28 protein-coding genes and 2 riboswitches are annotated in these 25,992 nt (G+C 69.3%); of the genes, 13 read left to right on the top strand and 15 right to left on the bottom strand.

The genetic code is table 11. From position 1 onward, the window contains the following. Positions 1 to 166 precede the first annotated feature (166 nt). The 3 genes from PUT80_RS42555 to PUT80_RS42545 form a co-directional block, all read right to left on the bottom strand. Positions 167 to 1,960 (bottom strand): serine/threonine-protein kinase, encoded by a 1,794-nt coding sequence (locus PUT80_RS42555; protein WP_343076920.1) that lies wholly within the window; start codon positions 1,958 to 1,960, stop codon positions 167 to 169. Between the two features lie 83 nt (positions 1,961 to 2,043). Next, a complete protein-coding gene (locus tag PUT80_RS42550; protein ID WP_009083993.1) occupies positions 2,044 to 2,247 on the bottom strand; it encodes a cold-shock protein in 204 nt (67 codons plus the stop codon). Between the two features lie 105 nt (positions 2,248 to 2,352). Next, positions 2,353 to 2,964, bottom strand: coding sequence for an AIM24 family protein (locus PUT80_RS42545; protein WP_037807890.1), 612 nt, complete (start codon positions 2,962 to 2,964; stop codon positions 2,353 to 2,355). A 134-nt stretch (positions 2,965 to 3,098) separates the two neighbouring features. Between PUT80_RS42545 and glp the strand changes: the two genes are divergently transcribed. Continuing rightward, positions 3,099 to 4,292 (top strand): gephyrin-like molybdotransferase Glp, encoded by a 1,194-nt coding sequence (glp, locus tag PUT80_RS42540; protein WP_107050886.1) that lies wholly within the window; start codon positions 3,099 to 3,101, stop codon positions 4,290 to 4,292. Here the strand turns inward: glp and PUT80_RS42535 are convergent. Next, positions 4,289 to 5,521, bottom strand: a complete 1,233-nt coding sequence (locus PUT80_RS42535; RefSeq protein WP_275295538.1) for an MFS transporter — start codon at positions 5,519 to 5,521, stop codon at positions 4,289 to 4,291. The two genes, glp and PUT80_RS42535, sit on opposite strands and share 4 nt — an antisense overlap. After that, positions 5,518 to 6,063 carry a helix-turn-helix domain-containing protein gene (locus tag PUT80_RS42530; RefSeq protein WP_275295537.1) on the bottom strand — a complete coding sequence of 182 codons (546 nt, stop codon included), beginning with the start codon at positions 6,061 to 6,063 and terminating at the stop codon, positions 5,518 to 5,520. Before PUT80_RS42530 ends, PUT80_RS42535 begins: the two co-directional genes overlap by 4 nt. A 61-nt stretch (positions 6,064 to 6,124) precedes the next feature. Between PUT80_RS42530 and PUT80_RS42525 the strand changes: the two genes are divergently transcribed. From PUT80_RS42525 to pssA, 3 genes are all read left to right on the top strand, one after another. Continuing rightward, a complete protein-coding gene (locus PUT80_RS42525) occupies positions 6,125 to 6,415 on the top strand; it encodes a GlsB/YeaQ/YmgE family stress response membrane protein (RefSeq protein WP_037807900.1) in 291 nt (96 codons plus the stop codon). Between the two features lie 441 nt (positions 6,416 to 6,856). Beyond that, the gene (locus PUT80_RS42520; RefSeq protein ID WP_037807903.1) at positions 6,857 to 7,570 is read left to right on the top strand and encodes a phosphatidylserine decarboxylase; all 714 of its coding nucleotides are present in this window, start codon (positions 6,857 to 6,859) and stop codon (positions 7,568 to 7,570) included. 2 nt (positions 7,571 to 7,572) lie between these two features. Beyond that, the gene (pssA, locus tag PUT80_RS42515) at positions 7,573 to 8,541 is read left to right on the top strand and encodes a CDP-diacylglycerol--serine O-phosphatidyltransferase (protein WP_037807905.1); all 969 of its coding nucleotides are present in this window, start codon (positions 7,573 to 7,575) and stop codon (positions 8,539 to 8,541) included. Between the two features lie 2 nt (positions 8,542 to 8,543). On the opposite strand, the gene PUT80_RS42510 is transcribed toward pssA, so the two are convergent. After that, positions 8,544 to 9,185 carry a TetR/AcrR family transcriptional regulator C-terminal domain-containing protein gene (locus PUT80_RS42510; protein ID WP_275295536.1) on the bottom strand — a complete coding sequence of 214 codons (642 nt, stop codon included), beginning with the start codon at positions 9,183 to 9,185 and terminating at the stop codon, positions 8,544 to 8,546. A gap of 100 nt (positions 9,186 to 9,285) precedes the next feature. Between PUT80_RS42510 and PUT80_RS42505 the strand changes: the two genes are divergently transcribed. Both PUT80_RS42505 and PUT80_RS42500 read left to right on the top strand, forming a co-directional pair. After that, positions 9,286 to 9,897 (top strand): nitroreductase family protein, encoded by a 612-nt coding sequence (locus PUT80_RS42505; protein ID WP_275295535.1) that lies wholly within the window; start codon positions 9,286 to 9,288, stop codon positions 9,895 to 9,897. A 40-nt stretch (positions 9,898 to 9,937) separates the two neighbouring features. Further along, positions 9,938 to 12,226: an AAA family ATPase gene (locus PUT80_RS42500; RefSeq protein WP_275295534.1), complete on the top strand. Its 2,289-nt coding sequence runs from the start codon at positions 9,938 to 9,940 to the stop codon at positions 12,224 to 12,226. Between the two features lie 151 nt (positions 12,227 to 12,377). Here PUT80_RS42500 and PUT80_RS42495 read toward each other — a convergent pair whose 3' ends face one another. After that, complete coding sequence (locus PUT80_RS42495; RefSeq protein WP_275295533.1) at positions 12,378 to 13,040, bottom strand: LytR C-terminal domain-containing protein; 663 nt, start codon at positions 13,038 to 13,040, stop codon at positions 12,378 to 12,380. Further along, entirely contained in the window at positions 13,037 to 13,345 is a 309-nt protein-coding gene (locus tag PUT80_RS42490) for a DUF3263 domain-containing protein (RefSeq protein ID WP_037807914.1), read from the bottom strand. The genes PUT80_RS42495 and PUT80_RS42490 overlap by 4 nt, the downstream gene beginning before the upstream one ends. A 139-nt stretch (positions 13,346 to 13,484) precedes the next feature. Here PUT80_RS42490 and PUT80_RS42485 point away from each other — a divergent pair, with 139 nt between their 5' ends. The 4 genes from PUT80_RS42485 to PUT80_RS42470 all read left to right on the top strand — a co-directional run bounded on the left by PUT80_RS42485 (position 13,485) and on the right by PUT80_RS42470 (position 16,992). Next, the gene (locus PUT80_RS42485) at positions 13,485 to 14,051 is read left to right on the top strand and encodes a peptide deformylase (RefSeq protein WP_275295532.1); all 567 of its coding nucleotides are present in this window, start codon (positions 13,485 to 13,487) and stop codon (positions 14,049 to 14,051) included. Positions 14,052 to 14,178: 127 nt separating this feature from the next. Next, a riboswitch (TPP riboswitch) is annotated at positions 14,179 to 14,311 on the top strand. Next, positions 14,305 to 15,948 carry a phosphomethylpyrimidine synthase ThiC gene (gene thiC / locus PUT80_RS42480; RefSeq protein WP_275295531.1) on the top strand — a complete coding sequence of 548 codons (1,644 nt, stop codon included), beginning with the start codon at positions 14,305 to 14,307 and terminating at the stop codon, positions 15,946 to 15,948. Its footprint overlaps the riboswitch before it by 7 nt. Then, on the top strand, positions 15,945 to 16,769 hold the full coding sequence (gene thiD, locus PUT80_RS42475) for a bifunctional hydroxymethylpyrimidine kinase/phosphomethylpyrimidine kinase (protein WP_275295530.1): 825 nt from the start codon (positions 15,945 to 15,947) through the stop codon (positions 16,767 to 16,769). Before thiC ends, thiD (PUT80_RS42475) begins: the two co-directional genes overlap by 4 nt. 16 nt (positions 16,770 to 16,785) lie before the next feature. Further along, positions 16,786 to 16,992 (top strand): hypothetical protein, encoded by a 207-nt coding sequence (locus PUT80_RS42470; RefSeq protein ID WP_134734312.1) that lies wholly within the window; start codon positions 16,786 to 16,788, stop codon positions 16,990 to 16,992. A gap of 79 nt (positions 16,993 to 17,071) precedes the next feature. Here PUT80_RS42470 and PUT80_RS42465 read toward each other — a convergent pair whose 3' ends face one another. Beyond that, positions 17,072 to 18,112: a phosphatidylinositol-specific phospholipase C domain-containing protein gene (locus PUT80_RS42465; RefSeq protein WP_343076919.1), complete on the bottom strand. Its 1,041-nt coding sequence runs from the start codon at positions 18,110 to 18,112 to the stop codon at positions 17,072 to 17,074. Between the two features lie 97 nt (positions 18,113 to 18,209). Here PUT80_RS42465 and thiD (PUT80_RS42460) point away from each other — a divergent pair, with 97 nt between their 5' ends. Then, positions 18,210 to 19,043: a bifunctional hydroxymethylpyrimidine kinase/phosphomethylpyrimidine kinase gene (gene thiD, locus PUT80_RS42460; protein WP_037807932.1), complete on the top strand. Its 834-nt coding sequence runs from the start codon at positions 18,210 to 18,212 to the stop codon at positions 19,041 to 19,043. Here the strand turns inward: thiD (PUT80_RS42460) and PUT80_RS42455 are convergent. From PUT80_RS42455 to PUT80_RS42445, 3 genes are all read right to left on the bottom strand, one after another. After that, positions 19,040 to 20,038, bottom strand: coding sequence for an IS481 family transposase (locus tag PUT80_RS42455; protein WP_275295528.1), 999 nt, complete (start codon positions 20,036 to 20,038; stop codon positions 19,040 to 19,042). The genes thiD (PUT80_RS42460) and PUT80_RS42455 overlap by 4 nt on opposite strands. 121 nt (positions 20,039 to 20,159) lie before the next feature. Then, the gene (locus tag PUT80_RS42450) at positions 20,160 to 20,591 is read right to left on the bottom strand and encodes a MarR family transcriptional regulator (protein WP_037718524.1); all 432 of its coding nucleotides are present in this window, start codon (positions 20,589 to 20,591) and stop codon (positions 20,160 to 20,162) included. 144 nt (positions 20,592 to 20,735) lie between these two features. Then, a complete protein-coding gene (locus PUT80_RS42445; protein ID WP_275295527.1) occupies positions 20,736 to 21,359 on the bottom strand; it encodes a TetR/AcrR family transcriptional regulator in 624 nt (207 codons plus the stop codon). A 57-nt stretch (positions 21,360 to 21,416) separates the two neighbouring features. On the opposite strand from PUT80_RS42445, the gene PUT80_RS42440 reads away from it, so the two are divergent. Continuing rightward, a complete protein-coding gene (locus PUT80_RS42440; protein WP_275295526.1) occupies positions 21,417 to 22,361 on the top strand; it encodes an NAD(P)-dependent alcohol dehydrogenase in 945 nt (314 codons plus the stop codon). A 606-nt stretch (positions 22,362 to 22,967) separates the two neighbouring features. On the opposite strand, the gene PUT80_RS42430 is transcribed toward PUT80_RS42440, so the two are convergent. From PUT80_RS42430 to thiO, 3 genes are all read right to left on the bottom strand, one after another. After that, a complete protein-coding gene (locus PUT80_RS42430) occupies positions 22,968 to 23,726 on the bottom strand; it encodes a thiazole synthase (RefSeq protein ID WP_101437282.1) in 759 nt (252 codons plus the stop codon). Further along, positions 23,723 to 23,923 (bottom strand): sulfur carrier protein ThiS, encoded by a 201-nt coding sequence (thiS, locus tag PUT80_RS42425; RefSeq protein WP_037361904.1) that lies wholly within the window; start codon positions 23,921 to 23,923, stop codon positions 23,723 to 23,725. Before thiS ends, PUT80_RS42430 begins: the two co-directional genes overlap by 4 nt. Continuing rightward, positions 23,923 to 25,011 (bottom strand): glycine oxidase ThiO, encoded by a 1,089-nt coding sequence (thiO, locus tag PUT80_RS42420; protein ID WP_275295525.1) that lies wholly within the window; start codon positions 25,009 to 25,011, stop codon positions 23,923 to 23,925. The genes thiS and thiO overlap by 1 nt, the downstream gene beginning before the upstream one ends. Next, positions 25,008 to 25,114, bottom strand: a riboswitch (TPP riboswitch). It overlaps the preceding gene by 4 nt. A 30-nt stretch (positions 25,115 to 25,144) precedes the next feature. On the opposite strand from thiO, the gene thiE reads away from it, so the two are divergent. After that, the gene (gene thiE / locus PUT80_RS42415; RefSeq protein ID WP_275295524.1) at positions 25,145 to 25,810 is read left to right on the top strand and encodes a thiamine phosphate synthase; all 666 of its coding nucleotides are present in this window, start codon (positions 25,145 to 25,147) and stop codon (positions 25,808 to 25,810) included. The last annotated feature ends 182 nt before the right edge of the window (positions 25,811 to 25,992 follow it).

Here is a 25,992-nt window from a genome sequence, read left to right as displayed (position 1 = left end):
TGACCGGTGGGTCAGCCTCACCGTCCCGACCTTCAGGCAGGCGGTCGGTGACCGCTCGCCTAGCACTCGACGGCGTCGAGTGCCAATGCCGTGTTTAGCACTCTCCGGGGTCGAGTGCAAGGAGCGCAGGTCAGCGTCGGTGCGCTTCCGCAGCAGGTCGGCCGGGTCAGTGGCTCGGCTGGATGTGGATCGACGACGGCGGCGGGCGCAGCGACGACGGACCGGCCGACTTCGAGCCGCCGGGACCGACCGGGATGTTGGGAGCCGAGGACGCCGGAGCGGTCCCGCCGGTGCCGTTGTCGTCCCCGCTGAAGAGGAAGATCCCGCCGACGACGAGTCCGGCCACGACGAGCAGGCCCAGCGCGATCCACAGCCACTTCAGGCCGCCGCTCTTGGGCTGCTTTTCGAACGCGCCCGCGCCGCCCGCCGGGGACGGCGGGCGCAGCCGCATCGGGTCGCCGAAAGCCTGGTTCGGATGGCCCTGCTGGTTGGGCTGGGCGGGGTAGCCGGGCTGGTTCGGGTAACCGCCGTAGCCGGGCGGCGGGCCTTGCTGTCCGGGGCCGGGCTGGCCCGGGTAGCCGCTGTAGCCGGGCGGGGGGCCTGCCGGGGGTTGGCCGGGGTAGCCCTGTTGACCAGGCTGGCCGGGTTGGCCGGGCTGGCCGGGCTGGCCGGGCTGGCCGGGTTGCTGCTGACCTGGCTGGTTTGGTTGGCCGAGTTGTGGCTGGCCGGGCTGACCGGGTTGCTGCTGGCCGGGCTGTGCTGGATAACCGGGCGGGGGCTGGTTGCCGTAACCGGCGGGGGCGCCGTAGCCGCCTTGGGCCGGGTATCCCGCTTGCTGGCCGGGTTGCTGGCCGGGTTGCGGAGCGCCCCAGCCGCCGGCGTTGCCCTGGCCGCCCTGGCCCGCGGCTCCGGGGCCGCCAGGTCCACCAGGACCAGCGCCCGGTCCGCCGGGACCGCCTGGCCCAGCAGGTCCACCGCCGCCGGGTCCGCCAGCACCGGCGGGACCGTTGGCACCAGAGCCGCCCTGTCCGCCAGTTCCAGGTCCGCCGGGTCCGCCAGGTCCTTGCTGCATGCCCGCCTCCGGAAGTCCGTTCGGCCGGGCGGGGCCCGGCGGGGTGTCCGACGTCGCGAGCGGGCCGAGCGCGACCCTGGCCGCGGCGATCATCGCGACGCAGTTCGGGTAGCGGTCGTTGGGGTTTTTCGCCATGCCCTTGCGGATGACGTCGTCGACGGCGGCCGGGAGCGCGACCACGCTCGCCACCGACGGCGGTTCTCCGCCGAGGTGGCCCTTGATGACGGTGGGGACGTCGCCGCGGAACGGCGGGTTGCCGGTGAGGCAGGCGAACAGGACGCAGGTGAGGGCGTACTGGTCGGTGCGGCCGTCGAGCGGTTCGCCGCGCAGGTGTTCCGGGGCGGCGTAGGTGGGCGAGCCGAGGAAGTCGCCGCCGCGGGTGCGGTGGCCGGTGGCGCCGCGGCGGGTGAGGCCGAAGTCGGCGACGTAGACGTGCTCGCGGGAGGTCTCGCGGCTGGTGACGAGGACGTTGGCCGGTTTGACGTCGAGGTGCACGAGGCCGTGGTTGTGCAGCGTGTCGAGGGCGTCGGCGACCTGGTCGAGCAGGCTGAGCGCGCGGGACGGGCTGATCGGGCCCGCGGACATGAGGCCGGCGAGGTCGCCGCCGTCGACCATCCGCATGGCGATGTAGAGCATGCCCTCGAGTTCGCCGAAGTCGTACAGCGGGACGACGTTGGCGTGGTCGATCGCGGAGGTGTTGCGGGCCTCGTCGACGAACCGTTCGCGGAACTCGGCGTCCGCGCCGAGGTGGTCGCCGATGACCTTCAGCGCCACCTTGCGGCCGAGCCTCGTGTCCGTGGCCTGGTAGGTCACGGACATGCCGCCCTTGCCGAGCACCGAGTCGATGCGGTAGTGGCCCAGCTGGCGACCGGTGAGGTCCCCCGACACATCGCCTGTCACGCAGCGCAGCTTAACGCGCCGGTATCCGCTGCCACTGCCGGTTCGCCCAACCGGTCAGCGGACCTGCCTCGCTAGACCTTGCGGACGTCCGCGGCCTGGCTTCTGCCGTCGCGGCCGGACTGGACTTCGAACTCCACGCGATCGCCCTCGTCGAGGGTGCGGAATCCGTCGGCCTGGATGGCCGAATAGTGGACGAAGACGTCCGGACCTTCGGGGGATTCGATGAACCCGTAGCCCTTTTCCGAGTTGAACCACTTGACGGTGCCGACTGCCACGGCGCCCTCCCTCGGGACAAGAATCCGCTGTCCATCAGCGTGCGAAGTGGAGTTCACGCTACCGGAATCAGCGCTCCCGGCAATGGGGTAATCGGCAGATTCCCCTTACGCCTGCGCTGCTCGCCGATTGCGCGATTGGACGAGCACGGTTCCCGGTCCGGCGAAATCGAGGACGAGTCCTTCGCCCGTGCGCAGTGATTGCGGACCGCTCGGGTCGAGAGCGCGCAACCGGCATTGCACGGTGTCGGGATAGGCGAGGAGATAGTCCGGGCGCACGGTGACGATCTCGCCGCGGCCGAGGTCGAACGAGTCGACCGGACCGGGCGCGGTGAGCAGGAGCGGGCCGCGGCCGCTGTAGTGCTCGAGGAACCCGGAATCGGCGCCGAACAACTGCTGCAGCGGGGCCCAGTTCTGGTCGACGCGGACCGTGCTCGGCCGGGCGAGGACGCCCTCGCGGTGCACCGACCAGCCGGTGGACCCGGTGAGCTCGAGCGGGTAGACGTCGCCGGGCCCGAGCGGGGCGAGGTCGACCCAGCCGCCGTCGGCGGGCGCGGTGAACACCGAACGACCGCCCTTGCGGCCGCGGTTCTGGTTCGTCTCGGCCACGTTGAAGCTGCTGGCCAGCAACGATTCCGCGGCCGCCTGCACGGCTTCGCCGGGGGCGAGCAGCACGCGGGCGACGCCGAACCCCGGCGTGTGCCTGGTGTGGACGCGCATGTCAGCGGGGCGTCGCGAGCGCGGCGCGCCCGGGCTGGTTGCGGACCAGAAACTGCATGAGAACTCTCCCCGTACTCCCCGGCTTGTGCCGGGAGAGTGTTGCACGACGGGCAGCAAGAGGGAGGATGGTCCGCGTGATCTCTGTCGACGCCTACCGCGAGACCGTGACCGAACTGCTCGGCCGCGCGCCTGTTCGTACTGTTCCAGTCGCTGATGCGGCCGGGCTCGTCCTGGCCCGCGACGTGCTCGCCGGGGTGGCGCTGCCGCCGTTCGACAACTCCGCGATGGACGGGTACGCCGTGCGCGCCGCGGACGTCGCCGAGGTGCCGGTGACGCTCCCAGTGGCCGACGACATCCCGGCCGGACGGGTCGACGTCAAACCGCTCGAATCGGGTACCGCTCAGCGGATCATGACCGGCGCGCCGCTGCCGCCGGGCGCGGACGCGATCGTGATGGTCGAGGACACCGACCGCGGCACGGCGGAAGTCCAGATCTCCCGCGCGGCCACCGTCGGCAACCACATCCGCCGGACGGGCGAGGACGTCACGAAGGGGACAATCGCGCTGCACGCGGGCACCGTGCTGAGCCACGCACACCTGGGCCTCGCCGCGGCGGTCGGCTTGGCGGAGCTCGAGGTGTACCGGCCGCTGTCGGTGCTGGTGGTGTCGACCGGCACGGAGCTGGTGGAAGCCCCGAATCCGTTGCAGCACGGGCAAATCTACGAGTCGAACAGCGTGATGCTGGCGGCGGCGCTGCGGGAACTCGGCTGCCAGGTCGAGGTCGTGCGCAGCGTGGTCGATGATGTGGCGGAATTCCGCAAGATCATCGAACCGCGCCTGGAAGCGGCAGACCTGCTGATCACGTCGGGCGGGGTGTCGGCGGGCGCGTACGAGGTCGTGAAGGACGCGCTGACCGGGCAGGGCGTGGAATTCCAGAAGATCGCGATGCAGCCGGGCGGGCCCCAGGGATGCGGCCGGTGGAACGGCGTGCCAGTAGTGACGCTGCCGGGGAATCCGGTGAGTGTGCTGGTGTCGTTCGAGGCGTTCCTGCGCCCGGCGGTGTTGTCGGCGATGGGCCATACGGACGTGGACCGCCGACGGGTGCGCGCGCGGCTGACGGAGGACATGCCCTCCCCTGCTGGGCGGCGGCAGTATCGACGGGGGTTCTTCACGCCGGTGCTCGGCGAGGTGACCGGGGTGGTCGGGCCGCGCGGTGGGCCGGGATCGCATTTGCTGGCGGCGTTTACGCAGGCCAATTGCTTGATTGTCTTGCCGGAGGAGGTTTCGGCTGCTTCGGAGGGGGATGAGGTCGAGGTGCTGCTGCTTTAGTTCTGGCTGGGCGATATCGCGAGCGCGACTTGGGGAAAGTCCCGCTCCCGCCTCAAAGGCCCCAGCAGCAGCACCCCCAGCGAAGCCAGCTGAACGCCCACCATCGCGAACATCGCCACCCGCACCCCGGCCGCCTGTCCGAGTGCCCCGCCCGCCAAGGCACCCAACGGGATCGTGCCGTAGTTGACCATCGACGAACTCGCGCTGATCCGCCCGTAGAGATGGCGCGGGCAATACCGCTGCCGAAAGGTCGCGCCCAGCACGTTCGACCCCACCACTCCCGCCGCGATGCCGGCTCCGGCGAGGACGAACAGCGTCAGACCCCAACCCGGCTGGGCGAGCGGGCCGAGCAGCATCGCTGGTACCACCAGTGCCTCGCACCACAGGAAACCCCACGCCGTGCCGGTCCGTCGGGCGACTCGGCTCACCAGCGTCGCGCCTAGCACCCCGCCTACCTCGCCTAGGGCGAGCACAAGTCCGACGGCCGCCGGGCCCTGGCCCAAATCGTCGACCAGGAAGACCACGGCCACCGCGTAAAATCCGTTCAGGGCAAGGTTCGCGACCCCGCCCGACAGGACCAGGACCCGCAGGTAAGAGTCCCGCGCCACGATTCGCATTCCTTCGGCGATTTCGGTGCGCAACCGCGTTCGCGGACGCGGCGACGGCTCGTCCGCGCGCAGGAAACCCAGACACAGCGCGGAAAACCCGAAGCTCAACGCATCCACGAGCATACCGCTGACCGGCCCGAACGCCGAAGCCAGCAGTCCGGCCAAACCCGGACCGCCCACTTGCGCCGCGGACTCCGCGCCCTGGAGCCGGACGTTGGCTCCCAATAAGTCCGCATCGTCCACAACGGACGGGAGGAAAGCCCGATAAGCGAGGGAAAAGAAGACTTTGGCGAACCCGCCGACCAAAGCCGCGGCCAAGAGCAGCGCAAAAGAAAGAAACCCGAAAGCCCACGAAACAGGCACAGCAAGGAAAGCCGCCATCTGGATGACGTCGCAGACCAGCATCACCCGCCGCTTGGGCCACCGGTCGACCCAAGCGCCCGCTGGCAAACCTACGGCGAGCCAGGGGATCCAAGCGGCCGCGGTAAGTGAAGCAACCTCGAACGTCGAAGCGTGCAGCGCCAGCAAAGCCACCAACGGAACCGACGCACTGGCGACCGCGCTGCCGACTGTGCTGACCGTCTGCCCAGTCCACAAGAGACGGAACGCGGCACCCCTCACGGCTGCGCTCTGAAACCACGTCCAAACACGAAAACCGGCTCCCGTTCCGTCGAAGGGTCCGCTGCGGCTTTAGCCCCGAACTCCTCGAACAGCGCGAAAATCCGATCGTTCAACTCCGCCAATTCCGCAGGCGTCAACCGCATCCACGCATCAGACGAGAACCACGCATCGCGCCATTCCTCCGGAGCCGTCTCCATTTCCGAAAGCCAGCCCCGCGACAACGTCATCTGCCGATCGAGGCTCACCGTCTCCGCGACCTCCGCCACCGGATCTCCGGCGAAGTCCGAAGTGGCCCACGACAACGTGCCCGACGGACGCCGCCACCATCGCTCTCGCCGATCCCGCGCCAGTTCCGGCGCTTCGACCACCAAACCGGCCCCGGAAAGCACCTTCAGGTGGTGGCTCACATTGCCCACCGCCTGCGCGGTTTTCTCCGCGAGCACCGACGCGGTGGCCGGGCCGTCGAGTTTCAGCACGTCCAGTAGGCGGCGGCGCAGCGGATGCGACATCGCGGCCAGTACCTGGGAATCGCGGACCTCCATAACGCACAAGAGTAGTTGTACAACAACTCTTGTGCAATAGCCCGCAGGTATCCTCGCGGGCATGGGCATCATCCTGTGGATCGTCTTCGGCGCGCTGGTCGGCTGGATCGCGAACCTCGTGGTCGGCGGCCGGGAACGGCAGCGGCAGGGCTGCCTCGTCAGCGTGCTGGTCGGCGTGGTCGGGGCGGCGCTCGGCGGCTTCATCTACCGGCTCGCGACCGGTGAGCAGCAACACTTCGAGTTCGATTTCCCGAGCTTCGGCGTCGCCATCCTCGGCGCCATCGTGCTGCTGCTCGTGTTGCGGCTGGTCAGCGCGGCGACCGCGAGCCGTCGCGATCGTGACCGTTGGTAACGGTTTCCCGACGATCTGTCAGAACACCTGGGCGACGGGCTAAACTGATCCGTTCCGCGCCCGGGTGCGTGCTTCGTCGGGGGACGCATGCACCCGGGCCGCGTCCCGCACGAGCCGAACAGCGTGAACAGGGTCGACGAGCTGGGGAACGGGCACCGAGAGGACATCCCGGCGCCAGTCGCGCAACAGCCGCGCGAGCAGATCGGGTACCGCCATCGTCTCCCTCGCCAGGTCGGCCCGGGCACCGGTCCCGAGCGGCGTCAACTACCCGGTGTTATCGGATTGTTCGACGCGTCGTTACCGGTTTGTGGTCGCGCCCACCCGCGCCGGGACAACCCTTACGACCAGGGGCCGCCCGGTCCGCCGCAAGCGGGCGGTAGCGTGGGGAAGCCCAAATCGGACCCTTACACCGACCGAGACGAACAGCGGGGAACTCGACCCATGAGCGGCCAGCCCACCGGTAACCCCCTCGCGCACGCTGTCCAGCTGGCCCGCGAGACGTTCCCGCCGATGCACCCGGCTGGACGGCCGTTCCTGTTCGGCGGCCTCGCCGCGACGTTCGTGCTGCGCCGGTTCTCCAAGCGCCTCGGCGTGGTCGGCGCGCTCGCCACCGCGGGCATGACGGCGTTCTTCCGCGAGCCGAAGCGCGTGCCCCCGGTGCGCGACAACGTCGCGATCTCGGCCGCCGACGGCACCGTCTCGCTCATCGAGGAAGCGGTCCCGCCCGCCGAGCTCGGCCTTCCCGCCGAACCGCGGATGCGGGTGAGCGTGTTCCTGTCGGTCTACGACGTGCACGTCCAGCGCACGCCGGCGGCGGGCGTGATCTCGAAGGTGGCGTACAAGCCGGGCAAGTTCCTTTCCGCGGACCTCGACAAGGCGAGCGAGGTCAACGAGCGCAATTCGCTGGTGCTGCACACCGTCGACGGCCACGAGCTCGTCGTCGTGCAGATCGCCGGACTGGTCGCGCGCCGCATCCGGTGCGACGTCCGCGAGGGCGACAAGGTGTCCGCGGGCGAGACCTACGGCATCATCCGCTTCGGCTCGCGCGTCGACACTTACCTGCCGCCGGGCAGCCGGGTCGTGGTGGCCAAGGGCCAGCGGACCGTCGGCGGCGAAACCGTGCTCGCCGAACTTCCTGCGCAGGGAGAAAGCTGACCATGGTCCGCGTGACCACCCCGGGCGTCCGGCTGCTGCCGAACGCGATCACCGTGCTCGCGCTCTGCGCCGGACTCTCCTCGGTGCAGTTCGCCCTCACCGGCAACTACGCGATGGCGATCGGCTCGATCGGCATCGCCGCCGTCCTCGACAGCCTCGACGGCCGCATCGCCCGGCTGCTCGACGCGACGTCCAAAATGGGAGCCGAGCTCGACTCGCTGTCCGACGGCATCTCGTTCGGCGTCGCGCCCGCGCTGGTGCTCTACGTCTGGCAGGCGCACGGCGACCGCATCGGCTGGGTCGCGTCGCTGATCTTCGCGGTCTGCATGATCCTGCGGCTCGCCCGCTTCAACACGCTGCTCGACGACACCGACCAGCCGCCGTACGCCGCCGAGTTCTTCGTCGGCGTGCCCGCGCCGGCCGGCGGGCTGGTCGCGATGCTGCCGCTGATCGCCACGCTGCAGTGGGGCGAGGGCTGGTGGTCCGAGCAGTACGTGGTGCTCATCTGGACCATCGCGGTCGCCGCGCTGCTGATCAGCCGCATCCCGACGCTGTCGCTCAAGACGGTGAAGGCCCCGGCGAAGGCGATCGCGCCGCTGCTGGTGGGCGTCGGTCTGCTGGCCGCCGCGATCATCGTGTTCCCGCTGGCGGCGCTGGCGGTCGCGCTGGTGCTGTACCTGCTGCACATCCCGTACTCGGTCTACCGGCACCGCTGGCTCGCCGCGCACCCGGAAGCCTGGGAAGTGCCGCCCCGCGAACGCCGTGCGATCCGCCGGGCCCGCAGTCACCGCCGGCTGCGGCTGCGCCCCGCCTCGGGCCGAGTCGCCGGCGCGGCGATGCGCGCGGTGCGGCGCACGAACTCGGACCTGGTGCGGACCCGGAATCTGCGCGAACGGGACCACAGCTCGGCCACGTCCGGACCTACGCAGCGGCGGCGGAGCTGGCGTCGGATCGGCATCCGGCGCCGGTAGGTTCAGGCCTGCCGCGCGCCCAACGCGGACACCAACAGATCCAGCTGCGTCTCGAAATCCTGCCTGCAATCCGCGTCGCTCAGCACCGGCAACAAGCGGTGCAGGTTCGGTGTTTCGCTGGGCGTCGCCATGCGGCGGAACCAGTCGTCGACCAGCTCAGCACGGTCCAGCGGAGCCCCGGCGAGGCCGGTTTCTTCGGTGAGTGCGGCACCGAACGCGAGGCCCGTCACGGAGCGGTACGCGCGGACGGTTTCGACGTCGTCCAGTCCAGCGTCCACCAGGGCGCCGAGCATGCTGTCGATCACCTTCAACGCCCCCGGCGAACGCGGGTTCGCCTCTTCCGCGACCAGGGTCCGCAGCACCGCCGGATGCTGCCGAAACTGCGCGTAAAGCCCCTCGGCCAGCCCTCGGATCCGGATGTCCCACGGTGCGGCCGGGTCGGGCACGGGGACCGCCTCGAACATCCGAGCCACGAGGCCGTCCAGCAGATCGCCCTTGTTCCGTACGTGGTTGTAGAGCGACATCGCCTCCACGCCCAGCCCCGCGGCGAGCTTTCGCATCGACAGGGCGGCCACGCCGTGCTGGTCGACGAAAGCCAGCGCCGCGTCGAGCACTTTTTCGCGCGTCAGGGGTTCCCGGACCATCGCACCAGCTTACGGCGTAAGCCCTCGACAGGCCCGCTACTTACACCGTATACTTACACCGTATACTTACACTGTAAGTAGCCAGCTTGGGAGGTCCGCCGTGGATGCCGTCACCCTGCTCACCACGACCCGTTCCGTCCGGCGAAAGCTCGACCTCGATCGGCCGGTTCCGAAGGCAGTGCTCGAGGACTGTCTGCGAATCGCACAGCAAGCGCCCGCCGCGAGCTTTCTGTCCGAAGCCCAGCACTGGGTCGTCGTGCTCGATCCGGCGCTGCGCAAGGAAATCGCGGGGATCACGCGAGAAGCCGCGGAGGAAGCGTGGCGGCAGTACGGATCCCTCGCCGGGGAACGCGCGATGATCTCGTCCCGGCATCTGGTCGGGCACCTGGACCAGGTGCCCGCACTCGTCCTCCCGTGCCTGCCGGGACCGGTGCCGACGGGCACTGCCGAACTGTCGGCATACTACGGCTCGATCTACCCCGCGATCTGGAGCTTCCAGCTGGCCCTGCGCACGCACGGATTGGCCAGCTCGCTGTGTAGCTACCACCTCGGCGGCAGGGAGGCGGACGTCGCGCGGATCCTCGGCATTCCGGACGACGTCGCGCAGATCGGCCTGCTCGCGGTGGCCTATTCGACCCAGCGCGAATTCTCCCCCGCCGCCCGTCCGGCGGTGACCGACATCCTTTCTTTCGACGGCTGGGCGAAGCCGTAACTCGCGCATAACCGCCCGCCGGTTCATTAGGGTGAGCAGGGTGAGCGATCCGCAGATCACCCTGACCGTCCGGCACACGCCGTCCGCGCTCGACGCGCGGCGGGGGGTTGTCCGGCTGCACCCGGAAGTGCTCGACGCGCTCGGCCTGCGGGCCTGGGACGCCGTGCACCTCACCGGAGCGCGGCGCAGTGCCGCATTGGCCGCGCCTGCCGCCGAGGAGGCGACGCCGGGGGTCGTGTTGACCGATGACGTCACCATGTCGAACCTCGGCGTCGCGGAGGGCGGCGAGGTTGTCGTCTCGCCAGCAGAGGTGACAGCTGCCCGCACGGTCACCGTGTCTGGGTCTCGGCTCGCGTCGGTTTCGGTGTCTCCGCAGACGTTGCGGCTCGCGCTCACCGGCAAGGTTTTGACCCGTGGCGACGCCGTTTCCCTGCTGCCGCAAGACCTCGCGCCCGCGCCGGGCTCGGATGTCGCCGCTGTGCGCGGGCAGCTGTCCCGCGTGATCGGGGCGACCTGGACGAACGAACTGCTGACCGTCACGGCGACGGAACCGGCTGGCGTCGTCGTGGTTGGACCGTCCACTGTGGTCAGCTGGCGGGACGGCGCCCGCACGGGCACGCCGACCAGCGAACCGCCGACGCGCTCCGCGACCGCGCTCGTTCGCACCACTGCTGTCACCGCCGCCGAGGACTATCTCGAAGCGGAGATCGTCGAAGAGGTCGTCACCGAGGCCCGCGAGGAAGAGCTGGACGAGCCGGTGCCGGTCGCCGATCTGGTCGGGGCCGAGGGCGCGGCACGCAAGCTGGCCGAGTGGTTCGATCTGGCGTTCCATCGGCCGGAGCTGCTGGCGAAGCTGGGTACTTCCGCGCATCTGGGCGTGCTGCTGTCGGGACCGGAGGGCGTCGGCAAGGCGACGCTGGTGCGGGCGGTCGCCGCGGCGGAGAAGGTGCGCGTGGTGTCGGTGACCGCGCCGAATATCGCGGTGCTGGAACCGAATGCGGCACACCGATCGCTGCGTGAGGCCATCGACCGGGCCGCGGACGGCGACGGTCCCGGCGTACTGCTGATCAACGACATCGACGCGCTGCTCCCGGCAACGCAGCCGCCGCCGGTGGCCACGGTCGTCCTGGAGGAACTGCGCGCCGCGCTGCGCCGGGACGGGCTGGCTGTGGTCGCCACGACCGCGCGGGCCGAGTCGGTGGATCCGCGGCTGCGCGGGGCCGACCTGCTCGACCGCGAGCTGGGCTTGCCGCTGCCGGAAGCGAAAACCCGCGTCGAACTGCTGCGGATCCTGCTCCGCGACGTGCCGGTCGAATCCGGTGCCGACCTGGGCGTGCTCGCCGAACGGACCCCCGGCTTCGTCGCCGCCGACCTGCTCGCCCTGCGCCGGGACGCGGCGTTGCGGGCCGCGCTGCGTCAGCGGGACGTGGACGAACCCAAGATCTCCCAGCAGGACCTGCTCGACGCGCTGGCCACCGTCCGGCCGATCTCGCTGTCCACTTCGGACAACCTGGCCACCGGCGGCCTGACGCTGGACGACGTCGGCAACATGACGTCGGTCAAGGAAGCGCTCACCGAAACCGTGCTGTGGCCGCTGCGCTACCCGGACTCGTTCGCCCGGCTCGGCATCGAGCCGCCGCGCGGCGTGCTGCTGTACGGCCCGCCCGGCGGCGGCAAGACGTTCCTGGTCCGGGCGCTCGCCGGCACCGGCGCGCTGAACGTGTTCGCGATCAAGGGCGCGGAACTGCTGGACAAATGGGTCGGCGAATCGGAACGCGCGGTCCGCGACCTCTTCCGCCGGGCCGCCGACGCCGCCCCCTCGCTGATCTTCCTCGACGAGATCGACGCGCTCGCCCCGCGCCGCGGCCAGTCGTCCGACTCCGGCGTGGCCGACCGCGTGGTCGCCGCACTGCTCACCGAACTGGACGGCGTCGAGCCGATGCGCGAGGTCGTCGTACTGGGCGCGACGAACCGGCCGGAACTGGTCGACCCGGCGCTGCTGCGACCCGGGCGGCTGGAGCGGCGGATCTACGTCCCACCGCCGGACGCCGAATCCCGCGCCGCGATCCTCGCCGCGACGGCGAAGCACACCCCGCTGGCGTCCGATGTGGACCTCGCGGCCACCGCGGCGGCCCTGGAGGGCTACTCGGCCGCCGACTGCGCCGCGCTGATCCGAGAGGCGGCGCTGACCGCGATGCGCGAGTCGCTGGAGGCCCGCGAGGTGACCGCGGCGCATCTGGACAAGGCACGCGAGGCGGTGCGGCCCTCGCTGGACGCCGCGCAGCTGGCGACGCTGGAGGCTTACGCGCAGGCGCAGCAGGAACGCTGAGGACGCCTCCGCACCAGAGCTGTACGTGAGGGGAACCCTGACGGAATCTGATTCCCGCAGGGTTCCCCGCACGTACCTCGAGCGCAGCCGAGCGCCGGGTCCGGCAGACATGACAAAGCCCGCGCCGTAGCGCGGGCTGTCACGAACCAGGTCAGCTGCCCTGGTGTCCGCCGGGCTGGTAGTCCTTCGTGATGATCACTATGACACCCGGGCTCGAGTTCTGGATGCCGTCGAACCGGGGCTGGGCCTGGAAGCCGAACTCCTTGGCCAGCTGTTTCGCGGCGGCTTCCTCGTCGGTGCCGGGACGGAAGTAGGCCGTGGTGGTCGGGATGTTGCCCTGCGAGTAGTTGCCGACCTCGGCGACGTTCCAGCCCGAACCGCGGAAGTCGGCGGCGGCCTGTTCGGCGAGGTGCTTGATCAGCGAGTTGTTGTAGACCCGCAGGGTGACCCACTTGTTCGAGGCCTGCTGGTCCGGACCCGCCTGGCCCGGCTGCCCTGGCTGCTGGCCCGGCTGGCCGCCGGGCTGCCCTGGCTGGCCCGACGACGGTGCCGACGAAGCGGCGGACGACGAGGCCGGTGCCGACGAGGCGGGCGACGACGGCGCGGAGCTGGGCGCCGAGGACGAGGACGACGACGGCGCGGACGACGATCCGCCGGGCGCGCTGGGCTCGCCGGACGTGCTCGGCCCGGCGTTCTGGTCGCCGCTCGTGTTGAGCACGGTGACCCCGCCGATGACGGCGGCGACGACCGCTACCCCGATCAGCGCGACCCCCGCGGCCTTCAACGGCCGGGACAGTCCCGAGAAGACGCTCATGACAGCTCGATCCCCAACCGCCGGGCCCCGCGTTTGCGCTGACGGGCGGCGCGCGTTTTGCGCAGCCGCTTGACCAGCATCGGATCGGCCGCGACGGCCTCCGGCTTGGCCAGCAGCGTGTTCAGCAACTGGTAGTAACGGGTGGAGGACAGTCCGAAGCGCTCCCGGATGGCGTTCTCCTTCGCCCCGGCGTGGCGCCACCACTGCCGCTCGAACGCGAGGATGTCCAGTTCGCGTTCGGTCAGGCCACCGACATTCTCCGGCGGCGACGGCTGGTTTTCAGCCATCGACTCCGCGGCGTCCATGCGGTCCTCGCAATCGGTGTCGGCAGTCCTTCCGCGGGCGTCATTGAACCACGGAACCCATGCTCGACATGGGCATCCGACACGGCGCGTCACGGTCCGATCCAGGTGTACCAGAAGGGTCCGACTAAACTCGGCGTCCGTGACCGTCCACCCCATCTGCATCGCCGGCGAACCCGTGCTGCACCAGCCCACGCGCGAGATCACCGAGTTCGACGACAAACTCGCCACCCTCGTCGAGGACATGTTCGAGACCATGTACGCGGCCGAGGGCGTCGGCCTCGCGGCCAACCAGATCGGGCTCGACCTGCGGGTGTTCGTATACGACTGCCCGGACGACGAGGGCGTCGCGCACAAGGGCGTGGTGGTCAACCCGAAGCTGGAGACCTCCGAGATCCCGGAGACGATGCCGGACCCGGACGACGACTGGGAGGGCTGCCTCTCGGCCCCGGGCGAGTCGTACCCGACCGGGCGCGCCTCGTGGGCGAAGGTGACCGGCTTCGACGTCGAGGGAAATCCGATCGAGGTCGAGGGCACCGGCTACTTCGCGCGGTGCCTGCAGCATGAGACCGATCACCTCGACGGGTTCATCTATCTGGACCGGCTCGTCGGCCGCCACGCGCGCGCGGCGAAGAAGATGCTCAAGAAAAACAAGTGGGGCGTTCCCGGCCTGACCTGGCTGCCGCCCAAGGAACCCGCGGACGCCTGACCCGCGCCGAATTCCCCGAAGGCCTCCCCGAAATCACCGGGGAGGCCTTCGTTGTGCTTCGGCCAGACGGGCGGGAGGGTTGTGTCAACCCGACACCGCATGGCATCGTCGGACAAGCAACCTCAACCGAATGCAACGCGGGAGCTCGCGCCTTGGCGGGCTGAGAGGGTGGCTGGTGTCCATCTCGCGGACACCCGGCGTCACCGACCGCATGAACCTGACCGGGTAATGCCGGCGTAGGGAGTGAACGTCGTTGACGACGCTGGAAAACCAGGGTGCCATCGCCCCGTCCGTCACCACCGGGCCGATCACCGGCTCGCGGAAGGTCTACCACCGCACCGAATCCGGACTGCGGGTTCCGGCGCGGCGGATCGACCTGTCGAACGGGGAGCATTTCGACGTGTACGACACGTCCGGCCCCTACACCGATCCGGACGCGAACATCGATGTCCACAATGGACTGCACCCGCTCCGCTCCGGCTGGGCTGACGGACGGGAGCACAACACCCAGCTCGGCTGGGCCAAAGCCGGGGTCATCACCCGGGAAATGGAGTTCATCGCCGCGCGCGAACGCTGCACTCCGGAGTTCGTGCAGGACGAGGTCGCCCGCGGTCGCGCGGTGATTCCGGTCAACCGCAAGCACCCGGAGACCGAGCCGATGATCATCGGCAAGAACTTCCTGGTGAAGATCAACGCCAACATGGGAAACTCGGCCGTCTGGTCCTCTGTGGAGGAAGAGGTCGACAAGATGGTGTGGGCCACCCGCTGGGGAGCCGACACGATCATGGACCTCTCCACCGGCAAGCGGATCCACGAGACGCGCGAGTGGATCGTGCGCAACTCGCCGGTCCCGGTCGGCACCGTGCCGATCTACCAGGCGCTCGAAAAGGTCAACGGGGAGCCGGAAAAGCTCACCTGGGAGATCTACCGCGACACCGTGATCGAGCAGTGCGAGCAGGGCGTCGACTACATGACGGTGCACGCGGGCGTGCTGCTGCGCTACATCCCGCTCACCGCGCGCCGGGTCACCGGCATCGTCAGCCGCGGCGGGTCGATCATGGCCGCCTGGTGTCTCGCGCACCACCAGGAATCCTTCCTGTACACGCATTTCTCCGAGCTGTGCGAGATCCTGCGCGAGTACGACGTCACGTTCTCCCTCGGCGACGGCCTCCGTCCCGGCTCGATCGCGGACGCCAACGACCGGGCTCAGTTCGCCGAACTGGAAACCCTCGGCGAGCTGACGCACATCGCGCGCGAGCACGACGTGCAGGTGATGATCGAAGGCCCCGGCCACGTGCCGATGCACAAGATCAAGGAAAACGTGGAGCTGGAGGAAAAGCTCACCGGCGAGGCCCCGTTCTACACGCTCGGCCCGCTCGCCACGGACATCGCCCCGGCGTACGACCACATCACCTCGGCGATCGGCGCGGCGCAGATCGGCTGGTACGGCACGGCGATGCTGTGCTACGTCACGCCGAAGGAGCACCTCGGCCTGCCCAACCGCGACGACGTGAAGACCGGCGTGATCACCTACAAGATCGCCGCGCACGCCGCCGACCTCGCCAAGGGCCACCAGTACGCGCAGGACTGGGACGACGAGTTGTCCAAGGCCCGCTTCGAATTCCGGTGGAACGACCAGTTCAACCTGTCGCTCGACCCGGACACCGCGCGGTCCTTCCACGACGAGACGCTCCCCGCGGAACCGGCGAAGACCGCGCACTTCTGCTCGATGTGCGGACCGAAGTTCTGCTCGATGCGGATCACCCAGGACGTGCGCAAGTACGCCGAGGAGCACGGTCTGTCCTCTGTGGAGGCGATCGAGGCGGGCATGGCCGAGAAGTCCGCGGAGTTTTCCGAGCAGGGCAACAAGGTCTACCTGCCCGTGGTCAACCAGTGACAGTCACCCCTCGTACCGCCCTCACCATCGCCGGATCCGATTCCGGCGGCGGTGCGGGCGTGCAGGCGGATCTGCGCACGTTCTTCGCCAACGGCGTGCACGGCCTGGTCGCGCTCACCGCGGTTACCGTGCAGAATTCGCTGGGCGTGCAAGGGTTTTCCGAGATCCCGGTCGACGTCGTCACCGCGCAGATCAAAGCGGTCGCCGAGGACATGGGCGTCAACGCGGCGAAGACCGGCATGCTCGCTACCGCGGACATCATTCAGGCAGTGGCGAAAACGCTGGACGAAGTCCACATTGGACGCACTACGGACACCCCGTTCGTAGTCGACCCGGTAGCCGCGTCGATGACCGGCCACGCGCTGCTGCGTGAGGAAGCGCTGGAAGCGATCCGCACGGAACTGTTTCCGCGCGCCACGCTCATCACGCCGAATCTCGACGAGGTCCGGCTGCTGACCGGCGTCAGCGTCACCGACGCGAAGAGCCAGCACGCCGCCGCGGAAGCGTTGCTGGAGTTCGGTTCCCAATGGGTTCTGGTGAAGGGCGGGCACCTCTACGACGCCGCCGACTGCGTCGATCTGCTCACCGACGGCTCGTCGGTCATCGAGCTGAGCGGACCGCGCATCGACACGGAGAACACCCACGGCGGCGGCGACACCATGGCGTCCGCGATCACCTCGTCGCTCGCAAAGGGCGAGGACGTGCCCACCGCGGTCGCGGAGGCGAAACGGTTCATCGAACGCTGCGTCCAGGAGGCGTATCCGCTCGGTGCCGGGGTCGGCCCGGTTTCCCCGTTCTGGCGGCTCGCGAATCCGCAGTGAATGCGACACTGGCCGGATGAGCGAGACACCGGAAGCATTGTGGGCGCGGCTGCCGCTTGAGGTGCAGCACGAGGTCGACGGCCTGGTCACCGAGCACCGCACCGCTTCGGCGGTCAAAACGATCCGCAAATCGGGCGTCACGCCGCGCCCGGGGATCGCCGAAGCGCAAGCGGTGTACGAATACCGGATGTCGGTGCTGAAGCCGCCGCCGCGGTTTTACTAATCCGACCAAAAGTAGGCCGACCCCGACCGCGTCACGTAACCGTTGCTCCGAAAGCCATTCGGCCGTGGCTGTGGTCGGATTAGTAATGATCGGCACAGTAGCCGCGCGAATCCACCGTCGGCAGCACGGTCGTGAGGCCGGTCCAATCGGACGTCACCACGGACGCGTGTTGCTTGGCCAGTTCGGCGACGCGCTGGGTCGCCTGGTCGACGGTCGGGTTGTGGTCGTCGATGGCCGGCGCGACGTTCTGGGCGTCCGTCATCACCACGTAGTAGTGGTTTTCGTCGTACCAGGACATTCCGGCCTTCGCGAGCCATTCGCTCGCGTCTCCGTCGAAAACGACAAACCACGGTTTCTGCTCCGCGGTGTATTTGTCGCGCGGATCGCCGCCGGCGGCACCGTGCACGGTCGGGAAGATCTGCACCGAATTCAGCTTCCCGGCCGCCTTCTGGTCCAGCAGGTAACGGACGTACTCGACATCGGTGTGCAGCGTGTCGGTCGGGTTTCCCTCTTCGACGGTGCCGGGGATGATCTCGGTGAGCACCTTGCCCCGCAACGCGTCCAGCGTCGGCCAGTTGTCCGCTTTGGACGCTTCATCCAGCGTGGCGTGGCTGCCGAGCAGATCCGCGGGCTTGAACACCGCGTCGCCGAGATGGTCGCGGAACGCGGCGTCCAGCTGAGCCGGGCCGAGGCCGGTATTCGCCGAGAAACCGGTCTTCATTTCGATCTTCACCTTGAGCGGCCCGCGGCCGGGATGGGCGCCGAGCCAGATCCGGATGTCGTCCAGGCACGATTCGAGGTCCTTGTTGGTCCCGCCGGAGTAAAGGTCGGCCGCGGTGTGCGCGTCGACGCAGTTGTTGCCGTTGCCCAGCGGGTTGGAGTGGCTGACCTTCCACTCGTGGGTGAAGAAGTCCGGCCAGACGTCGAGCTCGAGCAGGGACGAGCCGTTGTCCAGCGCCTGCGCCAGGTACGGGTACGCGGCCGGGTCGTAGGTGTTGTGCACGCCGACCGTGGTCACGTGCGAAAGCTGGGGGCTGTCCGCGCTGGCGACCCCCGGTACCGCCAGCGTGGACAGGAGCAGGAGACCGGCCGCGGCGAGCTTCACTGATGTCTCCTTCATCACGGGGACCAGCACGAACGTTTACTGTGCCATCGTGGTGGACTGTGAATGAAGCACAGTTGCCTCAATGGACCAGACCAGAAGTCGGAACGCGCACATGACTGAGAACCCGAGCCCGCCCTCCGCGCTCACCATCGCCGGATCGGATTCCGGCGGGGCCGCCGGACTGCAGGCGGACCTGCGGACCTTCCTCACCTGCGGGGTGCACGGCCTGGTCGCGGTCACCGCGGTCACCGTCCAGAACACGCTCGGCGTGCACGACCGCGCCGACCTCCCGCCGCACATCGTCGCCGGGCAGATCGAGGCGGTCGCGGCGGACATGGGCGTCGGCGCGGCGAAGACCGGCATGCTCGCGTCCGCGGAGATCATTCACGCGGTCGCGGCGGCCTGCGACAAGGCTGGGATCGGGCGCGACGGCGCGATCCCGTTCGTGGTCGACCCGGTGGCCGCGGCGATGACCGGCCAGTCGCTGTTCGACGACGACGGCCTCGCCGCGCTGCGCGACGAACTCCTGCCGCGCGCCACCGTCCTCACCCCGAACCTGGACGAGGTGCGGCTGCTCACCGGCATGACCGTGACCGATCGCGAGGGCATGCACACCGCGGCCGTCGTGCTGCACCAGCTGGGCCCGAAGTACGTGCTCGTGAAGAGCGGCCACCTGCAGTCCGACCCGGAGTGCGTCGACCTGCTCTTCGACGGTTCGACGTTCGTGGAGCTGCCCGGCCCGCGCTGGCAGACGCCGCACACGCACGGAGCCGGCGACACCATGGCGTCCGCGCTCACCGCCGGGCTGGCCAAAGGCATGCCGGTGGTCGAGGCGGCGCGCTACGGCAAGTGGTTCGTGTCGCAGGCCGTCGAACACTCGTACCCGATGGGCGCGAAAGTCGGCCCGGTGTCGGCGTTCTGGCGGCTGGCCCCGGAAGAGCGCTAGCTGTGATGTCCAGGGAGGTTGGTCAGCCGGGTGACGGGTGGTTTGCCTCCGGTGGATGTGTGGGGCCGGTGGTGATTGTAGAAGTGCAGCCATCCCGGCAGCGCTGCCCGGCGGTCGTGTTCGCTGGGATAGAAGCGGGCGTAAGCCCATCCCTCGGCCAGGGTGCGGTGGAACCGTTCGATCTTGCCGTTGGTCTGCGGCCGGTAAGGCCGGGTCCGTTTCGGGGTGATGCCCAGCTCGGTGCAGGTCCCGCGCCAGGCCGACGAGCGGTAGCAGGCACCGTTGTCGGAAAGCACGCGTTCGACGGTGACGCCGCGGTCGGCGAACCAGGCGACCGCGCGGTGCAGGACACCGACGGCGGTGTCGGCTTTCTCGTCGGCGCAGATCTCGGCGTAGGCGACGCGGGAGTGGTCGTCGATCACGGTGTGCACGAACGCGGTGCCGGTGCGGGCGTGCCGGTCGGTGCTCCAGGTTCCGGTGCGGCGGGAGGTCGCTGATCTGTTCTTTTTGCCTTGCTGCTTGCCGACGTGGCGCCAGCCGCCGCCATCGGGGATGTTGCCGAACTTGGTGACATCGACGTGGATCAGCGAGCCGGGGTGGCCGTGCTCGTAGCGGCGTAGCGGTTCGCCGGTGGCCCGGTCGATGCGGGAGAGCCGGTTGATCCGGCAGCGGGTCAGGACGGCGTGCACGGTCGAGGCAGGGATGGCGAGCCGGCCGGCGATCTGGGCCGGGCCCAGCCGCTGGCGCCACCGCAGCCGCACGATCCGGCGGGTCAGTTGCGGGGACGTTCGGGCGGGGCTGTGGTGCGGGCGGCAGCTGCGGTCGGTCATCCCGGCCATGCCTTCGGCGCGGTAGCGGTCGGCCCACTTCGCGGCGGCCTTGGTGGCGACCATGAACATTTTCGCGGCGGCGGTGCAGGTCCAGCCCTGCTCGACGATCAGGCGGGCGAGGCGCAGGCGGGTGCGCGGGGTCAGGGCGGCGTTAGGGTGGGACACGAAGGCCTCCGGCGGGCGAAGCGGTTCCTAGACAGCTCCACTTCACCCCCGGGGCCTTCACCTGTCAGCACGACAGGCCGGTCACCGCCTTAACCCGGGACAACGTCCCTGGACATCACAGCTAGCCCTCGTCGGAGATCAGGGCTTCCAGCGCGGGCAGCGCGGCGATGATCGACTCGCGGGCCTCGGGCGTGAGCCGGTCGAGGCGGCGGTTGAGTTCCTGCACGCGGGTGGACCGCACGCCGGAGACGAGGCGTTCGCCTTCCTCGGTGGCGCGGGCGAGCCAGGCGCGCCGGTCGACCGGGTCGGATTCGCGCGTGACGTAACCGGCCTCCACCAGGGTGGCCACGATCCGCGACATCGTGGCCGCCGCCACGCCTTCCTTCGCGGCGAGGTCGCCGAGGCGCAGTTCGCCGAAGTGGACGAGCGTGGCCAGCGCGGAAATCGACCCGTGTCCGGGCCCGGGCGCGCCCGCCTGGCGCAGCGAGCGGGAAAGCCGCCCCACCGCTAGGTACAACCGGCCCGTTACGTCCTGGACCGAGGAAAGAGTCACGATCGGCTCCTTCTGACGCTGGTGCCCGCCGCTGGGTGCGCCGGAAAGGGTGCCGTCAACCATACGGCGTACCCGTGCTCAATCCGTGTCAAGCGCGGGCGAAATCACCACAACCCGACTATTTGTGCAGCTTGGCCGCCCCATTCAGAGCACCGACACGTCGAGCGGCAGCTCCGCGGGCGGCGGCAGCGGCGCGGCGGCCTCCGCCCGGAACGACTGCAGCAGGTAGCCGGCGAGCCGCCGCGACGCCGCTGGTGCCGCCGCTCCCGCGCCTGATCGCAGCCCGCCGTTCGCCAGCAAGATCAACGATAGGTCGGAAACCGCGAAGTCAGCCCGCAGCGCACCGGCGTCCTGCGCCCGGCGGATCAACTCGGCGAACGCCCGCAACGCCCGGTCCCGCAACTCGGCGAAGGCGGCTTGATCCGGCAGCGCGGTCACGATCGCGGCGGAGAAACCGTGGTTGCGCGCCTGCATCGAGCACACCTCCTCGATCACCCGGCAGAACCCACGCCACGGATCGGGGTCGGCGAGCGCCTCGTCGAGCATGCCCGCGCACTCGGCCATCGGCTCCGCGAAAGCTTCCGCGACCAGGTCGGCCTTGGTCGGGAAATGGCGGTACACCGTGGCGACGCCGAGACCCGCGCGGCGCGCCAGCTCGCTCATCGACACGTCGAGCCCCTCGGTCTCGAACGTGCGCTCGGCGACATCGAGGATGTGCGCGCGATTGTGGGCTGCGTCGGTGCGCAACCGAGTCGATTTTTCCGGCACTCTCTCACTTTACGTGAATCGGAAGACCCTTTCCACTTTCCGTGCTAGAAGTGGAACATGCCTTCCACTTCGATGCGCGCCATCACCTACGACCGTTACGGACCACCGGAAGTCCTGCGCGAGACCACCCTTCCGACGCCGACGCCCGGCCCCGGCGAAGTCCTGGTCCGAGTGCGCGCGCTGACAGTCAACGGCGGCGAACTCGCCATGCGGTCCGGGAAGCTGCTTCCGTTCAGCGGCAAGCGTTTCCCCAAGCGAATCGGCGTAGACCTGGTCGGCGAGGTCGTCGATCCCGGAACCAGCCGGTTCACGCTCGACGACCTAGTCTGGGGCGGCGGGCGGCGGATGGGCACCGCCGCCGAGTACCACGTGCTGGCCGCGGATCGACTGGACCACGTGCCTGCCGGGCTGGATCCCGCGCAGGCCGCGTCGCTGCTGGCGGGCATCACCGCGATCACCGCACTGCGGGACAAAGCCCATCTGAAGCCGGGCGAACGCCTGCTGGTCCGCGGCGCGACCGGCGGGGTCGGCTTTGTGGCCACACAACTCGGCAAAGCGATGGGCGCGCACGTGACCGGACTGACGAGCGCCAAGAACCTTGAGTTGGCAAGGGACCTCGGCGCGGACGCCGCACTCGACTACCGCGATCCGGGCGACCTGGGGAAGTTCGACGTAATCCTCGACACCGTAGGCCGAGACCTAGACACGTTCCGGCAACTGCTGACCCCGCGCGGACGGATGGTCGCGATCGCGTTCGACCTCAACCGTCCGGCCCGTACGGTCGGCTATGTCGCGGCTAATTCGCTACGACGCCGACGGTGGGTGCGGGGATTCAGCGGCAATCCGAAGGCAGACCTGCTGGCCGACCTGAGCCGCTGGGTCACCGCCGGACTGGTGCGGCCGTTGGTGGACCGGGTGTTTCCGCTGGCGGATATCGCGGGGGCGCATCGAGCACTCGAGGAAGGCGGAGTGCGCGGCAAAGTGGTGATCACAGTTCCGTGAGGGGCTCGCACCGGCGCTGACGCACCCTGGCCGACCAGCTGTTAAGCCTTTCCCGCGTTAGCTTTGAAGAGACACTCGAGCTGGTCGCCGCTCTGATTTTCCCGATGAATGCGCAGCTGGCGGCATCAGCGAAGCCTTTCCGCTCACCACCGTCAATCTCGACAAGCAAGCGCGGATACCTCGACCGGGGTTGATACGAACCGTACTGGTCAACAGACCACAGAGCCACTGGGCCGCCGTGTCCGATGCTTAATCCCATTTCCGAAACGCCGAAAAACAGGATCTTAATAATGTCCAGATCAGGATCCGTGCGCTCGCACCATTCCGTTGTCCTCAATTCCAGCACCGAGTGCCCGGCACCATAGGACCAGACCCTGAAGTGCCGATCACTCGACCACAGGAGTTCTCGCTTCAAGCCACTCACGAACCGTTCCTCCCACACCGGAGCCCGAAGGCAGACCCGCTCGCCGACCTGAGCCGATGGGTCACCGCCGGGTTGGTGCGACCGTTGGTGGACCGGGTGTTTTCCGTTGGCGGATATCGCCGACGCACACCGCACGCTCGAAAGCGGCGGTGTGCGCGGCAGAATCGTCGTCGAGGCGTAGCTCAGCGAGGCGGACTGGACGCCTGCGCCCAAAACCGCTGCGGCACCCTTCCCGCGCCGCGCGCCAGATACCCCGCCTCCACCGCGCTCCGCATCGCCAAGGCCATTCGTTCCGGGTCCGCCGCGCGGGTCACCGCGGTCGACAGCAGTACCGCCGAGCAGCCGAGTTCCATTGCCAGCGTGGCGTCCGACGCCGTGCCGATCCCCGCGTCCAGCACGATCGGCACCGACGCGCGCGAGACGATCAGTTCGATGTTGTGCGGGTTCCGGATTCCCAGCCCAGTACCGATCGGAGCACCGAGCGGCATCACCGCGGCGCAGCCCGCTTCCTCCAGGCGCAGGGCGAGCACCGGGTCGTCGTTGGTGTACGCGAACACCGTGAATCCGTCCGCCACCAGGCGTTCGGCTGCTTCCAGGGTTTCCAGCGGATCCGGCAGCAGGGTGCGGTCGTCGGCGTGCACCTCGAGTTTGATCAGGTTCGTTTCCAGCGCCTCGCGGGCCAGCTGGGCGGTGAGCACGGCTTCCGCCGCCGTGCGGCAGCCTGCGGTGTTCGGCAGCAGTTCGATGTCCAAGCGCCGCAACAGCTCCAGTACGCCCGAGCCGCCCTCGGCGTCGGCTCGGCGCATCGCCACGGTGGTGAGCTGGGTGCCCGACGCGACGAGCGCTCGTTCCAGCACTTCGAGATTCGCCGCGCCACCGGTGCCGATGATCAGTCGCGACGACAGCTTGTGTTCGCCGATGATCAGGTCGTCCATGCTCAACCTCCTTGAACCGCGGTCAGCACTTCGAGCTGCGCGCCCTTCGGCACGACCGCTTCTTCCCATTCGCCACGCCGCACGACCTCGCCGTTGACCGCGACGGCCACACCCCTGCGTTCCGCTCCCAGCGCGTCGAGGACCGCGGAAACGGTGCTGTCGTCGGGGAATTCCCGCCATTCGCCGTTGACCTTGATCTCCATCAGACTCGCTCCTTCTCGACCAGACGGGAGGGCGTCGCCGCGGCGACCTCCGGCGGCGGGGCTTCGCCGGCCAGCCACGCGACCACGGCGTCCGCAGTCGCGGGCGCCATCAGCAAACCGTTGCGGTGATGTCCTGTCGCCGCGTACACGCCTTCGCTCACTTCGCCGATGTACGGCAGAGCGTCGCGGCTCGCAGCACGCAGTCCGGCAGCGACTTCCACCAGCTCGTACTCCGTGATGCCGGGCAGAATACGTTCCGCGCCTTCCAACAACTCACGTACGCCGCGCGCGGTGACAGCCTGATCGAAACCGGCTTCGTACTGCGTCGCGCCAAGGACCAGTTCGCCGTCTTCTCGCGGTACCAGATAGATCGGCCGCCCTTCGACCATCGCGCGCACCGTGTACGGCGGAGGCGGCAGACAGCCACGACGCGGACGCAGCCGCAAAATCTCGCCCTTCAGCGGACGTACGGCGTGCTCCAGCAACGGATGCAGCTGACCGGTCCACGCCCCCGCGGCGAGGATCACCGGGCCGGACACGTCGGAAAGGCTCTCGAGCCGCTCGCGCCGGAACTCGACCCCACGCTTCGTAGCCGCTTCGCTCAGCGCTGTGAGCAGTTTCCGGTTGTCCACGGCTAAATCGCCCGGTACATGCAGGCCGCTGCGCACCGCACCGACGCCCGGCGCGAGCCGCTTCGCCTCGCGACCGGTGAGCGTCTCGACGTCGCGGCCGAGCGAACGCAGGTACCCGGCGAGGATGTCGAGGTGCCCGGCATCGGCGCTGTCGAACCCGACGACGATCGTGCCGTGCTCGGCCAGCCCGGGATCGGTGCCCTCGTCGGCGAGGTCGCGTGCGAAGCCTGGCCAGCGCCGCAGCGACGCTTCCCCCAGGCTGAGCACGGCTTCCTCGCCCGGCCACGCCTCGGTGACCGGTGCGAGCATCCCGCCGGCCAGCCAGGACGCGCCACCGCGCGCGGGCTCCGGGTCGACGACCGTGACGCGCCATCCGCGAGCGGCCGCGCGCCAGGCGACGGACAGCCCGATGACGCCGCCGCCGACGACAGTGACGGTTGTGGTGCTGGTGTTCACAGTGGAATCACGCTCCCTGCGCCGGCATGACCCGGATCAGGTTCCACGGTCGGAGCGGCAGCTCCCTCTCAGCCCGTTGCCTCGGGCTCCCGTGCGGACTCCCACACCGTAGCGCGCGGGTAACGTCACCGCCATGCCTGCCTTGACCGGAGACCAAATTCGCACCCGGCTAGCCGACGCCCGGCTGTACCTGTGCACCGACGCCCGCACGTCCCGAGGCGACCTGGCCGAGTTCGCCGACGCAGCCTTGGCGGGCGGCGTGGACATCATCCAACTGCGGGACAAGACCGGCGGCGCCCCGCTCGAGGCCAAGCAGGAGATCGCAGCACTGGAAGTCCTGGCAGAGGCCTGCGCCCGACACGGAGCGCTGCTCTCGGTAAACGACCGTGCGGACGTAGCGCTGGCCGTCGGCGCCGACGTCCTGCACCTGGGCCAAGATGACATCCCAGTCTCCCTCGCCCGACGAGTCCTAGGCGACGACGTAGTCATCGGCCGATCCACCCATTCGGAGGAGCAAGCCACAGCAGCCGCCACCGAGACAGGAGTGAACTACTTCTGCACCGGCCCCTGCTGGCCCACCCCGACGAAGCCCGGCCGCTTCGCCCCCGGCCTGGACCTAGTCCGCTCAACCGCAGCGAGCAACACCGAACGCCCCTGGTTCGCCATCGGCGGCATCGACGAACCCCGCCTACCCGAGGTACTGGCCGCAGGCGCAACCCGAATCGTCGTCGTCCGAGCAATCACCGAGGCCGAAGACCCCAAAGCAGCCGCACAAACCCTACGAGCCCACCTGGGATAACCACGCCCGCCGACCCACCCAACCGCACCGGTGCACCCAACGATCGAAGCACCCAGCCCCTCTACCGCAGCCAATCCACCCAACGAGCGAGGCACCCACACCTCCCCCGCACCCCGATACGAAGCTCCCCTGCGGTTCGGGGGTGCTTGTCAAGGCATCTTTCCCGCCTTGACATGCACCCC

Origin of the sequence: Amycolatopsis sp. La24 (assembly GCF_029087445.1) — a bacterium.
Lineage (GTDB): Bacteria > Actinomycetota > Actinomycetes > Mycobacteriales > Pseudonocardiaceae > Amycolatopsis > Amycolatopsis nivea.
This window is presented reverse-complemented; position numbering and strand designations above follow the sequence as displayed.